At 72.2% G+C, this 16680-nt stretch carries 16 protein-coding genes; 6 read left to right on the top strand and 10 right to left on the bottom strand.

The genetic code is table 11. From position 1 onward, the window contains the following. Positions 1–52 precede the first annotated feature (52 nt). Positions 53–883, bottom strand: coding sequence for a hypothetical protein (locus HNQ79_RS09850; protein WP_185029152.1), 831 nt, complete (start codon positions 881–883; stop codon positions 53–55). Between the two features lie 193 nt (positions 884–1076). Between HNQ79_RS09850 and HNQ79_RS09845 the strand changes: the two genes are divergently transcribed. Next, positions 1077–1691, top strand: a complete 615-nt coding sequence (locus tag HNQ79_RS09845; RefSeq protein ID WP_185029151.1) for a hypothetical protein — start codon at positions 1077–1079, stop codon at positions 1689–1691. 113 nt (positions 1692–1804) lie between these two features. Here HNQ79_RS09845 and HNQ79_RS33590 read toward each other — a convergent pair whose 3' ends face one another. The 6 genes from HNQ79_RS33590 to HNQ79_RS09820 all read right to left on the bottom strand — a co-directional run bounded on the left by HNQ79_RS33590 (position 1805) and on the right by HNQ79_RS09820 (position 8579). Beyond that, on the bottom strand, positions 1805–1939 hold the full coding sequence (locus HNQ79_RS33590; RefSeq protein WP_260421558.1) for a hypothetical protein: 135 nt from the start codon (positions 1937–1939) through the stop codon (positions 1805–1807). A 29-nt stretch (positions 1940–1968) separates the two neighbouring features. Beyond that, complete coding sequence (locus tag HNQ79_RS09840) at positions 1969–2376, bottom strand: DUF6247 family protein (RefSeq protein WP_185029150.1); 408 nt, start codon at positions 2374–2376, stop codon at positions 1969–1971. Positions 2377–2621: 245 nt separating this feature from the next. Further along, positions 2622–2768, bottom strand: coding sequence for a hypothetical protein (locus tag HNQ79_RS09835; RefSeq protein ID WP_185029149.1), 147 nt, complete (start codon positions 2766–2768; stop codon positions 2622–2624). A gap of 199 nt (positions 2769–2967) precedes the next feature. After that, entirely contained in the window at positions 2968–5910 is a 2943-nt protein-coding gene (gene afsR / locus HNQ79_RS09830) for an SARP-family global regulator AfsR (RefSeq protein ID WP_229923529.1), read from the bottom strand. A gap of 378 nt (positions 5911–6288) precedes the next feature. Then, entirely contained in the window at positions 6289–7257 is a 969-nt protein-coding gene (locus HNQ79_RS09825) for a hypothetical protein (RefSeq protein WP_185029146.1), read from the bottom strand. A 218-nt stretch (positions 7258–7475) separates the two neighbouring features. Continuing rightward, a complete protein-coding gene (locus HNQ79_RS09820) occupies positions 7476–8579 on the bottom strand; it encodes a helix-turn-helix domain-containing protein (RefSeq protein WP_185029144.1) in 1104 nt (367 codons plus the stop codon). A 144-nt stretch (positions 8580–8723) separates the two neighbouring features. Between HNQ79_RS09820 and HNQ79_RS09815 the strand changes: the two genes are divergently transcribed. Further along, positions 8724–9221, top strand: coding sequence for an ATP-binding protein (locus HNQ79_RS09815; protein ID WP_185029142.1), 498 nt, complete (start codon positions 8724–8726; stop codon positions 9219–9221). 118 nt (positions 9222–9339) lie between these two features. Next, on the top strand, positions 9340–10206 hold the full coding sequence (locus HNQ79_RS09810) for a GNAT family N-acetyltransferase (RefSeq protein WP_185029140.1): 867 nt from the start codon (positions 9340–9342) through the stop codon (positions 10204–10206). Here HNQ79_RS09810 and HNQ79_RS09805 read toward each other — a convergent pair. Further along, a complete protein-coding gene (locus tag HNQ79_RS09805) occupies positions 10146–11216 on the bottom strand; it encodes an NAD(P)-dependent oxidoreductase (RefSeq protein WP_185029138.1) in 1071 nt (356 codons plus the stop codon). The two genes, HNQ79_RS09810 and HNQ79_RS09805, sit on opposite strands and share 61 nt — an antisense overlap. Positions 11217–11422: 206 nt before the next feature. On the opposite strand from HNQ79_RS09805, the gene HNQ79_RS09800 reads away from it, so the two are divergent. After that, complete coding sequence (locus HNQ79_RS09800) at positions 11423–11773, top strand: YkvA family protein (RefSeq protein WP_185029136.1); 351 nt, start codon at positions 11423–11425, stop codon at positions 11771–11773. Between the two features lie 235 nt (positions 11774–12008). Further along, the gene (locus HNQ79_RS09795; RefSeq protein ID WP_185029134.1) at positions 12009–13631 is read left to right on the top strand and encodes an APC family permease; all 1623 of its coding nucleotides are present in this window, start codon (positions 12009–12011) and stop codon (positions 13629–13631) included. Between the two features lie 52 nt (positions 13632–13683). On the opposite strand, the gene HNQ79_RS09790 is transcribed toward HNQ79_RS09795, so the two are convergent. After that, positions 13684–15210 (bottom strand): CehA/McbA family metallohydrolase, encoded by a 1527-nt coding sequence (locus tag HNQ79_RS09790; protein ID WP_185029132.1) that lies wholly within the window; start codon positions 15208–15210, stop codon positions 13684–13686. Between the two features lie 18 nt (positions 15211–15228). Continuing rightward, entirely contained in the window at positions 15229–15576 is a 348-nt protein-coding gene (locus HNQ79_RS09785; RefSeq protein ID WP_185029130.1) for a hypothetical protein, read from the bottom strand. Positions 15577–15692: 116 nt separating this feature from the next. On the opposite strand from HNQ79_RS09785, the gene HNQ79_RS09780 reads away from it, so the two are divergent. Then, on the top strand, positions 15693–16520 hold the full coding sequence (locus tag HNQ79_RS09780; RefSeq protein ID WP_185029128.1) for an LLM class F420-dependent oxidoreductase: 828 nt from the start codon (positions 15693–15695) through the stop codon (positions 16518–16520). Positions 16521–16680 lie beyond the last annotated feature (160 nt).

Genomic DNA, 16680 nt, shown 5'->3' with positions numbered 1-16680 from the left:
GAGGCCCGCAGCGGCGAGGCAGCCGCCGACGGCTCTTCCGTGCCCTGCCCGCTCACTGGAAGGGGCGCGTGTCGTCCCTCGGCGGCCACGTTCCCCGCTGCTGCGGTCCGGACTCGTAGGTGGCGCCCGGTGCGCCGTACGGGTTGCTCTCGCCGGGGGGCCGGCGTTCGTCGTAGGGCCTGCCCTCTTCGTACGGGCGGCCCTCTTCGTACGGCCGGTTCTCTTCGTACGGCCGGTTCTCGTCGTACGAGCCCGCCTCGTCGTAGGACCTGCTCTCGCCGTGGGACTTGCTCCCCCCGTACGGCGCGCCCTCGTCGTAGGGCCGTGCCCCGTCGTGCGGACTCGCCCCGGCGGGGGGCCTGCCCTCGTACGGCCCGTCCTCGACGTACGGCCCGTCCTCGACGTACGGTCCGCCCTCGTCGTACGGCCTGTCCTCGACGTGCGGCCGGGTCCTGGCGGTTCGCCGCTTCGGCCGGCGGCCGGTCATCAGCGCGGACGCCAGCAGCAGCGCGATCCCGCCCGCCACCGCATACCCGACCCCCCAGCCCAGCCCCGATCCGTCTGCCTGCAGCGCCAGGCCGGATGCCGCCTGACCCTGGCGGACCATCCAGAGGACGGTGAAGCCGAGCACCACGAGCCCCGCCAGGCCCATCAGCAACCGCGACCGCAGCAGAACCGCGGCCAGCGTGACCAGGGCCGCGAAAAGGAACGGCAGCAGCAGGGAACCGGCCAGCTCGGCCTTGGCGTCTGTGACCCCGTTGAAGAGATCTGCAACGCGGTAGTCACGCCCGTGACGCCCGTCGTACCAGGCTCGGAACGGGCTCCAGACGGCGGCCGTGGCTCCGGCGAGACCGAGGATCGAACCGAGAACATTCCTGACCATCTCGCACCCCTCGTGTGAGGTTCTGTCGGGTTTGTGTCCAGGTCTCAGGGCTTCGACGGTACGCCCGGGGTTCCGGACGTGCCACGCGACAGCCGCTGCTAAGGTGTCATGCACACGTCCTTACGGGGACTTTATATCGGTCGACTCCTAGCGAGTCGCGTCCAAACGCTTCAAAACAACGGGGGTTGGAAGCATGAAGCTTCGCCATGTCCGCGCGGTGGCCGTCTGCGGTGTCGTCGTGTTCGCTCTCACGGGCGCACGGGGCTCGAACGGGGGCAGTTGCAGCGGCAGCAGCAGTTCCAGCTCGTCCAGCAGCGGCGGCAGCGACAGCGGCTCCAGTTCGTCGGACGGCGGCTACCAGGCGTCCACGGGCGGCTCCGACGGCAGCAGCTCCAGCAGCGGCGGCGACTCCACCTCGTCCACCGGCGGCTTCGGCTCCTCCACGTCGTCCGGCGGCACCGACAGCTCCAGTTCCTCCACCAGCACCGGCGGCTCCGTGCCGGGCGTCGGCGGCAGCAACCGGGGCTCGCGCGACCTGCGCATCTCGGGGTGCAAGTACGACCCGTCGCGCGGCATCGTCGCCAGCATCACCGCCACGAACCCGAGCTCCTCGCAGACCTACAGCTACAGCTTCACGGTGAAGTTCACCAACGGCGGCTCCACCGTCGGCACGCGTCTGTCGAGCATCGTGGCCGTCGCCCCGAACCAGAGCCGCACCACCGACGTCTCCACCGTGTACGTCAAGAAGTCGTCGGAGACCCTGTCCGGCCGCTGCGAGGTCAAGGACGTCGTCCGCTCCAGCTCCTGAGGCGAGCACCCGGCACGCGACGCAGCGGCGCGCGCCGGGCAACCGGCTCCACCGGTGCGCACCTGCCACTATGTCGGCGGCCCGGGGCGGCTTTCAGCCCCGGGCCGCCCGGCTCAGTCCACGAGGTTGGCCCGTACGAGCGCCATCAGCTCGTCCTCGGACATGCCCAGCGCCCTGGCCTCCCGCACCAGTTCGCCGACCCGATCCAGCAGGCGTGCGCGGCCCGGTGCGACGGGTGCGCCGACCACCACCGCCCCGCGGCCCCGCCCCCGCACTCCTACGCCCCACCCGACGCCAGCGCCTTCCGGGCCTGCGTCTGAAGGTCCCGGATCTCGTCCATCGCCGTGCGCCACGCCGGATCGTCCTGGCGGACCGAGCGCGCCGTGTGCTCCGCTTCGCGCAGACGCGCCGCCGCCTGCGGGAAGCGGGTGATCTCGACCGTCACCGCCCAGCTGTCCAGGAACCGGGTCAGCGGGGCGAGCGTGCCGGTGCGGGCGGCGAGACTGAGCGCCTCGTCCATCTGGCGCTCCATCTCCGGGAGCTGCTGCGGGGAGAGGCGGGCGAGAGCCGCGCGCAGGCCCGCGGTGGTGCGGTCGGGGCGCGGAAGGAGTGGGGTACGACCGGCGTCCGGCTCGCTGCCGGTGTCGGAGGGGGTGGTCGCGGCGGCGTTGCGCTGGGCGGTCATTCCGGTCCTTCCAGGGCGGTACGGGACGGACGGCCCGGCCGCCCGGCCTCGTGGCCTGCGGATTCGGCGGACCGTGTGTCCTCGGGGTCTCGTACGGGAGGAGGGCGGAACAGGGGTACGGGTTGCGCCGACTACGTACGTGTCCGGGCCGGGCCTACGTATCCGGCCCGGCCCGCGCCCGGAAAAGCGACGGCCGCGGCGGCTCCCCCTCCGCGCCGCCGCGGCCGATCCCCGTGCAGGAAGGTCTACTTGGTGGGCTCCGAGGTGGCGTGCAGGTCCTCGGTCTTCGCCGGCTCCGAGGTGGCGTGCAGATCCTCGGTCTTCGCGGGCGCCGACGTGGCGTGCAGGTCCTGCGGCTTGACGTCGGGCTCGGGCTGCTTGGCGTCGCTCATGGTGTGGGCTCCCGTGTGTGTCGTGCGCGGTGGTGAGGTGGGGGGCCCGCCCGGCCGTTCCCCCGTGGACGGCTGGACGGACCCCTCTTCGGGCCGCACCCTGTCCGGGCCGCCCCGTACTCGTCCCCGTCTGCCCCCCGACGCGACGGATTCGATGAACACGAGCATGCCGGACGGCGATAAACGAACGATGAACGCCCTACGCCGCGGCGGTCCGCGCGGCCATGAGCCTGCGGACCTCCTCGGCCTGCGGGGCATCCGATTCCTCGAAGATGGCCAGGGCCTCGTGCCAGCACACCTGGGCGCGGCCGTCCTGCCCCACCTCGTGCAGGGCGCTTCCCAGCACGGACAGGACGTTGCCGCGCCGCCACTCGCCGCCGATGCCCCGCAGCACCGTCAGCGCCTGTTCCGCCTTCGCCGCCGCCTGGGCGGGGCGGCGCGCCGCCAGGTCGACCTCGGCCATCCGGAAGAGCGTCATCCCTTCCCACAGGCGCTGGCGGGTGTCGCGGAACACGTCCAGGGCCTGGTGGAGCTGGGCCGACGCCGCTTCGTGCCGGCCGTCCTCGGCGAGTGCCAGGCCGAGGGCGTACCTGCCGTTGGCTCCGCGCAGGTGGTGCCCCATCTTGTCGTAGACCCGGATGCCCTGCTGGGCGAGCGAGACGGCGCTGGTGGTGTGCCCGGTCGCGAGGCGGATGCGGGAGAGGTTGCACAGGGCGCTGGCCTCGCCCGGCTGGTCGTCCAGCTTGCGGAAGCCGGCGATGGCACGGGTGAGGTGGTCCTCGCCCTCGTGGTGGTGGTTCTGGTAGATCGCCATGATGGCGAGCGCGTTGAGCGCCCAGCAGCTGGTCAGCAGGTCGCCCGCCGCCGTGGCCAGTACGCCGGCCTGTTCGGCCTCCAGCTTGGCCCGGTCGAACCGTCCCGACGTGCTGTGCACGTCGGCGAGGTTCAGCAGGGCACGCCCCTCGGTCCGTTCGTCGCCGAGCGCGTGCGCGGCGGTGCGTACCGCCTGCGCCGTCGACTCGTACTCGCGGGCGTTGGCGCCGGACTCGCCGAGGTCGCGGGCCGCCCACAGCAGGTCCGCGGCGCGCCGTACCGTTCCCGGCCCGGCCGACTGCCGTACGCAGGCCAGCAGCGGGCCCGCCTCCCGGTACAGCCAGTCCTGGGCGTCGTGCCGGTCGGTGAACTGCAGCCCGGTCCGGCCGACCGGCTCCAGATGGTCCACCAGCCGGTCCCCGGGCCGCTCCAGCGCGTAGACCCCGGCCGCCGTCGCCAGATAGAAGTCGAGCAGCCGTGACAGGGCCGATTCGCGTTCCCCCGGCGGCTGTTCGTCGCGCTCCGCGCACGCTCGCGCGTACAACCGCACGAGGTCGTGGTAGCGGTAGCGGCCGGGGGAGGCCGACTCCAGCAGGGACGTGTCGACCAGGGCCTCCAGCAGGTCCTCCGCGTCGTACAGCGGCAGGTCCAGCACGGCGGCCGCGGCGGCGAGCGAGAGGTCCGGGCCGTCCGCGAGCCCCAGCAGCCGGAACGCCCGCGCCTGAGCGGGCTCCAGCTGCCCGTACCCCAGCTCGAAGGTGGCCTTCACCGCGAGGTCGCCCGCCTGGAGTTCGTCCAGCCGCCGCCGCTCGTCCGCCAGCTTCGCCGCGAGTACGGAGACCGTCCACGTCCGCCGTGCCGCGAGCCTGGCAGCCGCGATCCGGATCGCCAGCGGCAGGAAGCCGCAGGCCGCGACCACGTCCAGCGACGCCTCCCGCTCCGCCGCCACCCGCTCCTCGCCGACGATGCGGGTGAAGAGCTGGAGGGCCTCCTCGGGCGACATCACGTCCAGGTCGACGAGGTGCGCGCCCGCCAGGCCGACCATGCGCGTACGGGCGGTGACGAGGGCCGCGCAGCCGGGGGTGCCGGGCAGGAGGGGCCTGACCTGGGAGGCGTCCCGCGCGTTGTCCAGCAGGACGAGGACGCGGCGGCCGTCGAGGGTCGAGCGGTAGAGCGCCGCGCGATCGTCCAGGGAGTCCGGTATCGCGGTGTCGGGCGTGCCGAGGGCACGGAGGAAGGAGCCGAGCACCGTTTCCGGTTCGGCGGGGCGGGCGCCCGCGCCCTGGAGGTCGACGTAGAGCTGCCCGTCGGGGAAGTGCGGGCGGGCCGCGTGGGCGACGTGCACGGCGAGAGTGGTCTTGCCGACGCCGCCGATCCCGGCCAGCGCGGACACCGCCATCACGCTCGTCTCGGCGTGCGCGAGCCGTTCGCCCAGTTCGCGTACGAGGGTGGCGCGACCGGTGAAATCCGGTACGGAGGCCGGGAGTTGGGCGGGCAGCACGACCGCGGGTACGGCGCTGGGCGGCGTCTCGACGGGTTCGGCCAGCTCCGTGTCCGCAGCGAGGATGCGCTGCTGGAGGCGGGAGAGCTCCGGGCGGGGGTCCACGCCGAGTTCGTCCGCGAGCAGTCGGCGCGTGTCCGCGTACACGGCCAGCGCCTCCGCCTGCCGCCCGCACCGGTACAGCGCGAGCATCAGGAGTTCGCGCAGCCGCTCCCGCAGCGGGTGCGCGGCCGTCAGCGCGGTCAGCTCCGCGACCGCCTCCGCGTGGCAGCCGACCTCCAGGTCCAGGTCCAGCCGGGTCTCGGTGAGCTGGAGGAGCCACTCCTCCAGCCGGGCCCGCTGCGACTGCGCGTAGGGCCCCGGTACGGAGGCCAGCGCCTCGCCGTCCCACAGGCCGATTGCCCTGGCCAGCAGGGTCCGCGCCCCGCAGCGGTCGCCGGCGGTGCGGGCCGCCTCCGCCTCCGCCGCCAACTGCTGTGCCACGGCCAGGTCGAGGGCCCCGCGCTCCGGGCGGATCGCGTACCCGCCGGACTCGCTGACCAGCACGTCCGCGCCGAGCGTCTTGCGCAGCCGGGAGGCGTACGTGCGCAGGGCGGCCAGCGCCTGCGAGGGCGGTTCGCCGCCCCAGATGCCGTCGATCAGCTCGGCGGCGGTGGCGGTACGGCCCTCGCGCAGCAGAAGCAGGGCGAGCAGGGCGCGCTGCTGCGGGGACCCGGCGGGCACCGGCTCGCCGTCCCGCCAGGCGCGGACCGGGCCCAGCAGGCTGAAGCGCACTCCGGGGCCCGCCACGGCCTCCGCGCCCGCCGTCGCCTTCGTACCGTCCGACATGCCGTCGACCATCCCACTCCCCCTCGCCCACGCCGATCCGCGCCCGGAACGGGCCGATCCGTTGCCCGGTACGGCTCGTACGGACCCGTACGGCAAGGGCCAGTTTGCCTTGTCCGTGCCGAGCGCGTCAGCACGCAAACCTCAGAGGAAGCTCAAGGAACGGCGAAGGGGTCGTACCCACCCCGTACGCACGCCCGTACCCCGCAGGCACACCCCCGCCAAAAGGCGCCCTCCCACGCACCTGACGGCCCATCAGTTGCACGCTGACGTAACGGACGTGGACAGCTTCCCCTCTGCCGGAGCGCTTTCCGGGTGCGGGCCGCAGCCCCGCCCCGACTGCCGCCGAGGAAGAAAGCAGGTGCGGAAAAAGGTCTCCGTTCAGAAGGGCGCGTGGGGGGCCCACAGTGCCCCCAGCGGGGCCCACTCCCCGCCGCGCTCCTCCTTCACGTGGGCTGCGAGTTGTGGCCACTCGCGGCGGCACGGTGGACACATGGTCTCGTCGCCGACAGGCCGGAACCAGTGCTCACCGGGCCGCCCGGGACCCGTGCACTCGGCGATGCCCTTCCGTACGGGCGGCACGGCCCCGTCCTCGTCCTGCGGAGGGACGATGGCCGCGCACACGCCCGCGTCGGGCACCTTCGTCCGCAGCCGGTTGGTCACGAAACCGGCGGCGTTGCGGATCTCCTCCTTGGGAAGGCCGTGCGTCACCGCCTGGTACACCTCCCAGACGGGCACCCCGCGCCGCAGGTGCTCGGCGACGGCACCGGCGAGGTACCGGACGTTGCGGAAGCTCATCCGCAGATCGGGCCGTTCGTTGCCGAGCTGTCGCAGCATGCGCTCGGCGGTGAGCTGCTGGCTGTCGGGCTCGGCCACGGCGTCGACTTCCGGGCCGTCCTCCCGGGCCGGGACCGGCTCTTGGGGTGGGCGGGTGGGAGATGTCTTGCTGCTGTTGGTATCGGAAGTACCGGTAGAACGGCCGACGGGCCGAAGGGCCGGTTCACCGACGGTCGGCTGCCGTCCGTCGGTACGCAGTGCGTGGAACTGGTCGTCCGTGAGGGGTACGTTGCTGACCCACTGCTCGGTGAACCAGCGCCCGTTCGCGCCCTGTTGGCGGTGATCGTGGACGTACCCGTGCTGTACGAGTTCCTTCTTCGCGCGTTTGTACACGGAGGGCTTGAGGCCCAGCTCGTCCGCGTAGTGGGAGAGGGGATGGTAGTCCTCGGTCGGCGGCAGCCCGCTGACGTGGGCGATCAGCAACCGTGCGGCCGTGTCGAGCCGCTTGTCGCGCACCAGGGACTTGGAGACCTTGATGTAAGCGCGCACGGGGGAGATAACATGCAGGAACATTGCCCTGGCTCCTTCGAAGCCTCGGTGGTGAGGCCCTCGCCCGGTGTTGGTAGCACCGACGGGGGCCGCTCTCCGCGCACGGAGGTGTGCGGAGAGTGATGGTGCGGTCACCGTATCGCATCAACTGCACGGTGCGTGCCCGTACTTGTGAAGTCGCAGGTGAAGGAGGTCGCGTCAGGTGGCTCTCTGACGTGCAGGTACCGTGCGCCGGAACCTGCTCAGGCCCTGATCTCGTCCATGAGCATCCGCAGCGTCAGTGAGTGCTTCTCCGTAGGGAGGGCGGCAAGTGCCGACTCCGCGTGGGCCGCACCCCCTGACCGGTCGCCGGAGCGGGTCAGCATGAGGCCCCGGTGCATGTCGAGGTGCGTGGCGAACCGCGGCAGCGACGCCGGCAGTTCCGTCCGGGCGACATCCTGGGCCGCGGCTGCTCCCCTTTCGTCGCCCAGCCGTGCCAGCAACAGGGACCGGAACACGTTCAGCCGCCAGTACGGCACGGCGTAGTCGCTGGTCTGCTCGTGCGACCCGGCAGTGTCGAAGACACGTCGCCCCTGGTCCGCCAGGTCGACAGCCGTGGCCGTGTCGCCCCGCAGTGCCGCTGCGTGGGCCTTGCCGTAGATGGCGTTCAAGAGCCCCAGGGAAGGCCGCTCGGTGATCGCCATGGCCTGGTCGGCGAACACGTCGGCGACCCCCAGTGAGGCACCCTCGTAGCCGAGCGCGATGGCGGCACGCCCCCGCACCCACACCCGCGTTGCGTCGTCCCCGGACTCGTCGGCGGCCCGCGCGGCCATCCGGTACCAGTGAACTGCCTTGGTACCGTCCGACCCCGGGAAGGTCTTCGCGTACAGGGTCATCAGGCGCGCCGCCACGGACCACAGCTGCGGCTTGTCCAATTGCTGCTGAACGACCACCAGCTCGCTGGACACCCGGCGCTGGATGTCGGCAGCACCGAGCGACATGTAGTCGGTGCCGTATGTGGCGAGCTTCTGCTCCCACGCCTCCAGCGACGGCCCGCCGGACAGCCGGGCGGCGAACCCGTCCGACAGGAGGTCCGATGCGATCACCGGGGCTATGGCGGCCCCGGCGACATCGGTCAGAAAGGTGCGCCGATCCACTTCGCTCTCCAGGACAGCTAGGGGTACGTCGAGCACGGCCGACAGCGCCCGAAGGTAATAGGGCCCCGGCTGATGCTTCAGCCGTTCCCACCCCGACACGTATTCCCGGGTGAGGGCCGTCCGGTACCGCTCGTTGATCTCGGAGGCGAGCCGCCCCTGGGACCAGCCCCGCGTTTGCCGGAGCTCCCGGATCAGCTCTCCGATGTCCATGCGCCCATTTTGCCCCCGCACCTGCCACTTGCCGGGCAAGTCCCGCGGAGCGCGGCCCACTTGCCCCTACCGACGCCACTAGGGCGGTGATGGCCCTTCCGGGAGTGTGGTGGCACACCACGCAACGGAGCGAGGAATGTCCCCATGCACAATCACCGTCACGTCCAGGAGACGTCCACCGGAGTCCTCCCGGCAGGGTCCCGCTCCTGGTCCACCGAGTGCACCCTCACCCCGCGCGCCGTGGCCCTCGCCCGCACCCGCGCCCGTACCCACCTCACGGCCCTCGGGTGGACCGGCGACATCGACGACGCCGTGCTCGTCGTCTCCGAACTCGTCACCAACGCCGTCCGGCACGCCCGCGTCCCCGGCCGGGTGGGCTGGTTGCGGCTGGCGGTGCTGGACGGCGGGGATCTGCTGGTGGACGTGTCCGATCCGGTGGCTGGGTTCCGTAGCGGCGGGGGTGGTATGGACGTGCCGCCGGGGTGCGAGGGGGAAGGTGGCCGGGGTCTTCACCTGGTGCGGCAGCTCGGGGAGTTGACCTGGTTCCTGCGGGGCGGCGCAGCCCCGGAGGACGGCAAGACCGTACGGGTACGACTTGCGTCCGAGCCGCTCGCCGCCCCGTCGCCACGCTCGCCGGGGTGACGAGGGCGGCCGATTCCGGGGGCGAGCTGGAAGACCGCCCAGGGGCGTGTCCCGCCGATCCGACGGGCCGAGCAAAACCAGATGCGGCCGCTCGCCGCGATGGTGTGGGATGCGGGGCATGACGATCGTTCTGAACGAACCCGGCGTCGATGGGCTGACCGAGGTCGTGGACGCCCTCCGCGCATGGCAGGACGACCGCACGCCGCTGCAACTGCATCCGGGAGACCTCGGCTGGGCCTGGGCGCTGGGTGCGGAGAGGCTGGCCGCGGCCGTCCGCACCTGGGGTGTGGACGGACGGATCGTTGCCGTCGGATACCTGGACGACCCCGATGTGCTGCGCCTGACGACCGCGCCGGATCTGCGACAGGACGGCGATCTGGCGCGCCGGCTGCTGGCGGACCTCGATGAGCCGGGGCGCGGGGTTCTGCCGCCCGGAAAGGTCGGCCTCGAAATCCCCGACGGCGCCGTGCTCCGCGACGTCCTCCTGGAGGCGGGCTGGGTTCCGGACGAGCCGTGGACGCCGCTGCGCCACGACCTCGCCGAGCCGGTGAAGGACCCCGGCCTGCGGATCGAGGTGGCCGGTCCGCAGACCGCGGGGGTGCGGACCGCAGTGCATCGCTCGGCGTTCGGCAGCCCCGCGTTCACCGAGGAGGTGTGGCACGTCCTCGCGGCCGGGCCGGTCTATGCCGACGCCCGCTGCCTGATCGGCTACGACGACCGGGACAACGCGGTGGCCGCGGCGACGGTCTGGTCGGCCGGCCCCGGCAAGCCCGGCCTGCTGGAGCCGATGGGCGTGCACGCCGACCATCGCGGCCGGGGCTACGGGACGGCGATGAGCGTCGCCGCTGCGGCCGCGCTGCGTGAACTGGGTGCATCGAGCGCACTCGTCAGCACTCCGACCTCGAACGCTGCCGCCGTCGCCGCCTACAGGGCAGCTGGGTACGAGCCGTCGTCCGAACGGCTGGACGTCGGCCGACCCGCCTGAAAACGATCAGGCGGCGGTATCGGAAGGGCTGTCGTCAAAGGTGCGCACGGGTGCGCCGTGGCGGGATCCGCCGATCGGCAGGAGGCGCTCTGGTCCTGTGCGGCCACGCGCAACTGACGCACCGCACCGGGGGCCGTGTACGTCGTCTCGCCCGCCGCCATGCGGGCCTTCAGGGCCGCCACCGTACGGTCGAAGTGGGACGCGTCCACTCCTGCTTCGCGGGCGGCGGCACCCATGTTGTCCGCGGCGGCGACCACCAGGTCCAGGGTCTGCGCGTAGGCGGCCGGCCCGTCGGAGTCGATGTCCGCCGCCATCGCGGGCAGCGTGCCGATCATGCTCTGCAGCCAGGCCACCACGAGCGGCGTGAAGCTCGACGCCGTCGTGTCCTTGTCGGACGTGGCGACCGCCACCGCGTGGAAGAAGCCCGCGAACATCATGTCCATCGCGCTCAGGAGCGCCAGGTCGTAGAGGGACGCCAGGCCGACGTCCTGGCCCAGGTACTTCGGGGTGCCCAGCGCGGCGAGGGTGGAGCGGTGCGTCTCGAAGGGGCCCGCCGCGCCGCTGTGGAAGAGGAACGCCTCCTCGGTGGCGATCTGCTCGGGGACGGCCATGATGCCGCCGTCCAGGTAGGACGCGCCCAGGGCGTGTGCCCAGGTTTCGGCGGCGCGGGCCTGCGCGGGGGTGCCGTTGGTGAGGCTGACGAGGGTACGGCCGTGCAGGGCGCCCGCGGCCGGGCTGAGCAGGGCGTGCTGTGCTTCGTAGTCCAGGACGCAGGAGATCGTGAGGGGACTCGCCTCGATCGCCTCGCGGACCGTCGCGGCCCGGGTCGCGCCGCGTGCTACCAGGGGGGCGGCCTTGCCGGGGGTGCGGTTCCAGACGGTGACCCGGTGGCCGGCGGCGAGAAGCGCCTCGGCGAGGGCCGTGCCCATCAGGCCGAGGCCCAGCACCGTCACGGCGGAAGAAGGAGCCAGCGGGGTGGAGTTGGGGGGCGTTTCGGGCATGCTGGACATGGGGGTCCCTTTGCTGAGGTGTGTTGGGGTGCGCCCGAGTGGGCTGCTCCCAGCCTCGTGGCCGCGCGGGGCTTCCTCAAGTACGCACAAAAAAGTGGGTGGCCCCCGGGCGGCGGGTGAACCTTCCGGTGGCGGGTGCGCGGAACGGTCGCATCCGGGTACACGGAAGGGGACGTCCGACGGGCGGCGGTACGAGGAGTGAGCGCATGAGTGACGGGACGATCGTTCTGCTGGTCGTGGTGGGCCTCGCGGTCCTCGCGATGGTCGTGGTCGCCGTGATCCTGCTGGTCAAGATGGTGAAGGCGCGGAAGCTGCTTACCGATGCCGGGGTTCCGGTGGAGAACAAGTTCCTGTTCTGGGGCGCCGTGGCCTATCTGATCAGCCCGGTGGACCTGTTGCCCGATCCGGTCCTGCTGGACGACATCGGCGTGATGATGATCGCCCTGCGGTCCCTGTACGCGGCGGCTGACAAGGCCGGCATCACGCGGCGCCACGACGAGCTGCCCGCGTGGGAGCAGGACGCCCGGGGGCGGGAGGTGCGCGGGGTCAAGTACTGATCGGCCGCACGGCGGCCGGATCGGCGACGGGAAAATTTTGAACCCGGACAAAACGGACGGACCTGCGGTTTGCGCATTCAGGGGGAAGTCGTGTTCCTCTGTATTCGCAAGGTGTACTTCCGATATGCGTCTCAAGTTCCTTGATCGTTGGGTGGTTTGACCCCGCCAAGGCAAGGTTGGCGTACCGGAGCTTGGTCCTCCGTATGTGGAAACCGCAGGACTTAACGTCCTGTTCATGACTCAGGTGGAAACGAACCCGCAGGCCGGAGATGCGGTAAGGGGCGTCCCAGAGGGGGCGGGCCCTCGCGTCTCGGGCGACCGTTCTTCCGGCGGGGCCCGCGACGGCCACGACGGCGTACGCGGCAAGGGGCTCGGCGGAAACTCCGTCGGCCTCGTCGGCAGCGCCGTCATCGGTGTCTCCACCGTCGCCCCCGTCTACTGCCTGACCTCGACCCTCGGCCCCACGGCCGGTGAGGTCGGCCTCCAGATGCCGGCGATCTTCCTCGCCGGGTTCCTGCCGATGCTCCTGGTGGCCTTCGCGTACCGCGAGCTCAACAAGGTGATGCCGGACTGCGGCACCTCCTTCACCTGGACGGTGAAGGCCTTCGGGCCGCGCCTGGGCTGGATGTGCGGCTGGGGCCTGGTGGTCGCCACGATCATCGTGCTGTCGAACCTCGCGGGCGTCGCCACCTCGTACTTCTGGCTCCTCGCGGGCGAGCTCACCGGCAGTGCGGCGATCACCGCCCTCGACGACAGCAAACCCGTCCACATCCTCACCTGCCTCGCCCTGATCGCCCTGGCGACCCTGGTCAGCTACCGGGGGATGACCGCCACCAAGGGCGTCCAGTACGCCCTGGTCGGCCTCCAGCTCGTCGTCCTCGCGCTGTTCGTCGGGATGGCGCTCAGCAAGGCCGGCGGCGGGCTGCCCGAGTTCGCGGGCGCCGTCGACTTCTCCTGGTCGTGGTTCAACCCCTTCTCGGTGGGCTCCTTCGCCGCCTTCACCGCGGGCCTCTCCCTCTCGATCTTCATGTACTGGGGCTGGGACGCCTGCCTGACCGCCAACGAGGAGACCACCGGCAGCGAGAAGACCCCCGGCCGCGCCGCCCTGATCGCCATGGTCGTCCTGGTCGGCTCGTACCTCGCCACCGCCGTCGCCGTGCAGATGGCCGTCGGAACCGGCGACAAGGGCCTCGGGCTCGGCAACCCGGAGACCTCCGACAACGTCTTCGCGGCCCTCGCCGGACCCGTCATGGGCCCCTTCCTCGGCATCCTGCTCTTCGTCGCCGTGGTCGCCTCCGCCACCGCCAGCCTCCAGACGACGTTTATCCCGGTCGCCCGCACGGTCCTCGCCATGTCCGCGTACGAGGCCCTGCCCGCGTCGTACGCCCGTGTGAACCCCCGCTTCAAGAGCCCCGGCCGCGCGACCGTCCACGCGGGCGTGGCGACCGGCCTCTTCTACACGGTCATGACGCTGGTCAGCGAGAACGTCCTCCTCGACACCATCTACGCGCTCGGCCTCATGATCTGCTTCTACTACGCGCTGACCTCCTTCGCCTGCGCCTGGTACTTCCGCCGCGAACTCACCGCCTCCGTGCGCGACGCGTTCTTCAAGGGCGTCTTCCCGGTGCTCGGCGGAGTCCTGCTGGCCGCCGTGTTCTGCAAGACGCTGTACGACATGTGGGACCCGGCGTACGGCAGCGGCTCGTCCGTGTTCGGCGTCGGCTCGGTCTTCGTGATCGGCGTCGGACTGCTGCTCGTCGGCGTGGTGGTCATGCTGGTGATGCAGCGCCGCAGCCCGGCCTTCTTCCGGGGCGAGGTGCTGACGAAGGACACCCCGGCGCTGGTCGTGCAGGACTGAACGGCCCCGGCGGGAACCTCTCGCAGGTGAGCGGTGCGGTCCGGGCCGGTGCCTACGCCAGGCTGCGCAGGAACACCGGATTGCTGAACGCGGCCGGCGGCCCCGGCAGCCCCGCCGCGGTGGCCGGGTGGCGGACCTCCGCCCGTACGTAGGAGGCGTACGAGGGCGTGGTCGTCCACTCGGTCCCGCCGGCCGGCCCGCTGCGGACCGTGCCCTGGTCGGTGACCAGGTGGGTCGTGCAGCTGGGAGCGGCCCCCTCGACCGTCAGGCGGACCGTGACCGGTGCGGCCCGCGGTGCGGCGAGCCGCCCGCCCAGCGTGGCGGTGCGGCCCCGCGAGTCGCTGACAGTCAGGGTGAGTGAGAGCGCCGAGGACTCCGTGACGTACGAACGGCCGGAGCGCAGACCGGCGAGGATCGCCTCGCGGGAGAGCGCGTCGGCCAGTACGACGGTCTGCGGGTGCCCGATCCGGTCGGGGTCGCGGTGGGCGTCGCTGCTGCCCATCGCGGGAAGCCAACGGCCGCCGCCGACGAGGGACTTGTCCCAGGCCTGGAGGGCCACCTCGTCGTCCGGGGTGAACGGACCGTTCCACACCTCCACCGCGTCGGCGTCCGCGAAGCCGAACTGCCAGGCACAGCCCAGACAGGTGGCGTACGGATGGGCCGGTACGACCAGGCCGCCCGCGCGGCGGATCTCCCGGGCGAACCGCGGGAAGCGGCCCTCGCGGGCCCGGTAGCGCCAGTCGGTGTGCGTACCGGGAGCCGTTCCCAGGGCCAGGACGTGACCGTTGCGGGTGGTGATCTCCTCACCGGTCAGCACGAGCAGATCATCCGGCGCATCTCCCCAATGGGCGTGCGAGGACGAGGTGTTGTGCTCGGTCGTGGCGATGAAGTCCAGGCCCGCCGACCGGGCCAGGGCCGCGATCTCGGCGGGTGTGCGGCGGCCGTCCGAGTGGACCGAGTGGAGGTGGCAGTCGCCCCGGTACCAGGCGCGGCCCCGGCCCGCGAGACGGTCCGGCGGGTACACCGGGCGAGGCGTGGCAGCGGCCGGACCGGGCGTGAGGGTGATCGTCACGGTGTACGGCAGACCCTGCGGGGCCACCGTGTACGGGGCCAGCGCGATGTGCCAGGTGCCGGGGCGGACGGGCCCCGGCAGGTAACCGGGGGCCGCCGCGTCGCCCCGTACGAAGAACTCGGTGCGCGCACCGCCCGACCAGCCGCGGAAACCCCGGCCGCCCAACGCGGTGCCACGCTCGTCGAAGAGCCCGATGTCCAGGGCGTTGCCCAGCGTGCCGGGCGGGACGGACGGTTTCTCGTACGTGTAGGAGACGTGCAACTGGCGTATACCGCGCGGTACTTCGACGGGCAGGTACACGAAGTCCGGTGCGCCGGGCGGCAGCGTGCCCCGGACAGTACGGGTCAGCGGCCCTTCGCCACCGCCACCGCCACCGCCACCGCCCGCCGCGTGCGCGAAGCGCACCGGCGTGAGGGTCAGGGCGGCTGCCGCGCCCGCGGTGAACAGGGCACGGCGACTCGTCGGGGCCGCCCGGCCGGAGAGTTCCGTCCTGGAGGGATCGTCCATGGGGGAATCGTCCCCGGCTCAGCCCTTGCGGCGGTTGCGGCGAACCATCCACAGGATGACGAGCACCAGCACGATCAGGGCGAGCACGCCGAAGACCAGCCCGATCAGGAGCCCGATCCCGAAGCCCTTCTTCTTCTTTTTCTTCTTCGGCTTGGAGAGGGAGACCGCGGAGCTGCTGTCCTGCGCCTGGGTTCGGGCAGCCGCGGCGGAGGTGGCGCCGGTCGCCGACGTGCCCGAGGCCGCCACCGCGACGGTGGCCGTCCGTGCCATCGGGGTCGCCGCCGCGGCGGACGACAGCGACAGGGCGGGCGCGCCCAGCGTCAGCGTGCCCGCGAGCAGCAGCGTCGTGAGGGTTCTGGTGCGCATGAGCATGGTGGTACGCCTCTCCCCGGTTCCGGCCGGGGGCGTGGACGACCCCTCGGCTTTCGGCACCGTACGCCCTAGCTTGAGATCATCAACAGGCCCTCGACGAAGGAGTTCGCATGCGGATCGCCACCACGATCTTCCTGACCGACGAGTCGATCACGCCCGTGCGGATCGCCAGGGAACTGGAGGAGCGCGGCTTCGCCGGGCTCTACCTGCCCGAACACACCCACATCCCGGTCGGCCGCGAGTCCCCCTACCCGGCGGGCGGCGAGCTGCCGCGCGAGTACGGGCGGACACTGGACCCGTTCGTCGCGCTCGGCCAGGCGGCCGCCGTGACCGAGCGGCTGGCCCTCGGCACCGGGATCACCCTCGTCGCCCAGCACGACCCGATCGACCTCGCCAAGCAGATCGCCACCCTCGACCACCTCTCCGGCGGACGCTTCACGCTCGGCGTCGGCTTCGGCTGGAACAAGGAGGAAGCCGCCGACCACGGCGTGAGCTGGACCACCCGCCGTGCGCTCACCCGCGACCGGATGGGCCTCATGCGGGCGCTGTGGAGCCCCGAACCCACTGCCTTCGAAGGCGAGTTCGCCTCTGTACAGGCCAGTGAGGCGCACCCCAAGCCGGTCGGCGGCGCACCCCGCGTGCTGGTCGGCGGGGCGGCCGGTCCCAAGCTCTTCGCGGACATCGCCGCGTACGCGGACGGCTGGCTGCCGATCGGCGGGCGCGGCCTCGGCGAGGCGATCCCGGCACTGCGGGAGGTGTGGGTGGCGGCCGGCCGCGACCCGAAGGACCTGCAGATCGTGCCGTACGCGGTCCTGCCGAGCCCCGGCAAGCTGGAGCACTACGCCGCTCTGGGCATCGAGGAAGTGGTGCTCCAGCTGCCGCCGGCGGGAGAGGCGGAAGTGCTCCGCGCCCTGGACACGTACACGCCGTACCTCTAGCGGCCGGGCGGGGTCGCGGCTTTCGGCTCGGGGCGCGGCGTACGGGCCGGGGCCCGGGCGCGGCGAACGGGGGACGGCCGTCAGGGAGCGGGCCGCGGCGGGCGGCCCGGCAGGGACGTGGGGAACCGCGCGCCCGAGGGGCCGCCCCGCCCCTCAGTGC

Source organism: Streptomyces candidus (assembly GCF_014207445.1).
In the GTDB taxonomy this organism is placed as follows: Bacteria; Actinomycetota; Actinomycetes; order Streptomycetales; family Streptomycetaceae; genus Streptomyces; species Streptomyces candidus.
This window is presented reverse-complemented; position numbering and strand designations above follow the sequence as displayed.

What these genes read in the sequence shown, in the direction of transcription:
- HNQ79_RS09850 (WP_185029152.1), bottom strand. Translation starts at nt 883, where the DNA reads ATGGTCAGGAATGTTCTCGGTTCGATCCTCGGTCTCGCCGGAGCCACG.
- HNQ79_RS09795 (WP_185029134.1), top strand. Translation starts at nt 12,009, where the DNA reads ATGACTCAGGTGGAAACGAACCCGCAGGCCGGAGATGCGGTAAGGGGC.
- HNQ79_RS09810 (WP_185029140.1), top strand. Translation starts at nt 9,340, where the DNA reads ATGACGATCGTTCTGAACGAACCCGGCGTCGATGGGCTGACCGAGGTC.
- HNQ79_RS09845 (WP_185029151.1), top strand. Translation starts at nt 1,077, where the DNA reads ATGAAGCTTCGCCATGTCCGCGCGGTGGCCGTCTGCGGTGTCGTCGTG.
- HNQ79_RS09805 (WP_185029138.1), bottom strand. Translation starts at nt 11,216, where the DNA reads ATGTCCAGCATGCCCGAAACGCCCCCCAACTCCACCCCGCTGGCTCCT.
- HNQ79_RS09835 (WP_185029149.1), bottom strand. Translation starts at nt 2,768, where the DNA reads ATGAGCGACGCCAAGCAGCCCGAGCCCGACGTCAAGCCGCAGGACCTG.
- HNQ79_RS09780 (WP_185029128.1), top strand. Translation starts at nt 15,693, where the DNA reads ATGCGGATCGCCACCACGATCTTCCTGACCGACGAGTCGATCACGCCC.
- HNQ79_RS09800 (WP_185029136.1), top strand. Translation starts at nt 11,423, where the DNA reads ATGAGTGACGGGACGATCGTTCTGCTGGTCGTGGTGGGCCTCGCGGTC.
- HNQ79_RS09790 (WP_185029132.1), bottom strand. Translation starts at nt 15,210, where the DNA reads ATGGACGATCCCTCCAGGACGGAACTCTCCGGCCGGGCGGCCCCGACG.
- HNQ79_RS09815 (WP_185029142.1), top strand. Translation starts at nt 8,724, where the DNA reads ATGCACAATCACCGTCACGTCCAGGAGACGTCCACCGGAGTCCTCCCG.
- afsR (WP_229923529.1), bottom strand. Translation starts at nt 5,910, where the DNA reads ATGTCGGACGGTACGAAGGCGACGGCGGGCGCGGAGGCCGTGGCGGGC.
- HNQ79_RS09820 (WP_185029144.1), bottom strand. Translation starts at nt 8,579, where the DNA reads ATGGACATCGGAGAGCTGATCCGGGAGCTCCGGCAAACGCGGGGCTGG.
- HNQ79_RS09785 (WP_185029130.1), bottom strand. Translation starts at nt 15,576, where the DNA reads ATGCGCACCAGAACCCTCACGACGCTGCTGCTCGCGGGCACGCTGACG.
- HNQ79_RS09840 (WP_185029150.1), bottom strand. Translation starts at nt 2,376, where the DNA reads ATGACCGCCCAGCGCAACGCCGCCGCGACCACCCCCTCCGACACCGGC.
- HNQ79_RS09825 (WP_185029146.1), bottom strand. Translation starts at nt 7,257, where the DNA reads ATGTTCCTGCATGTTATCTCCCCCGTGCGCGCTTACATCAAGGTCTCC.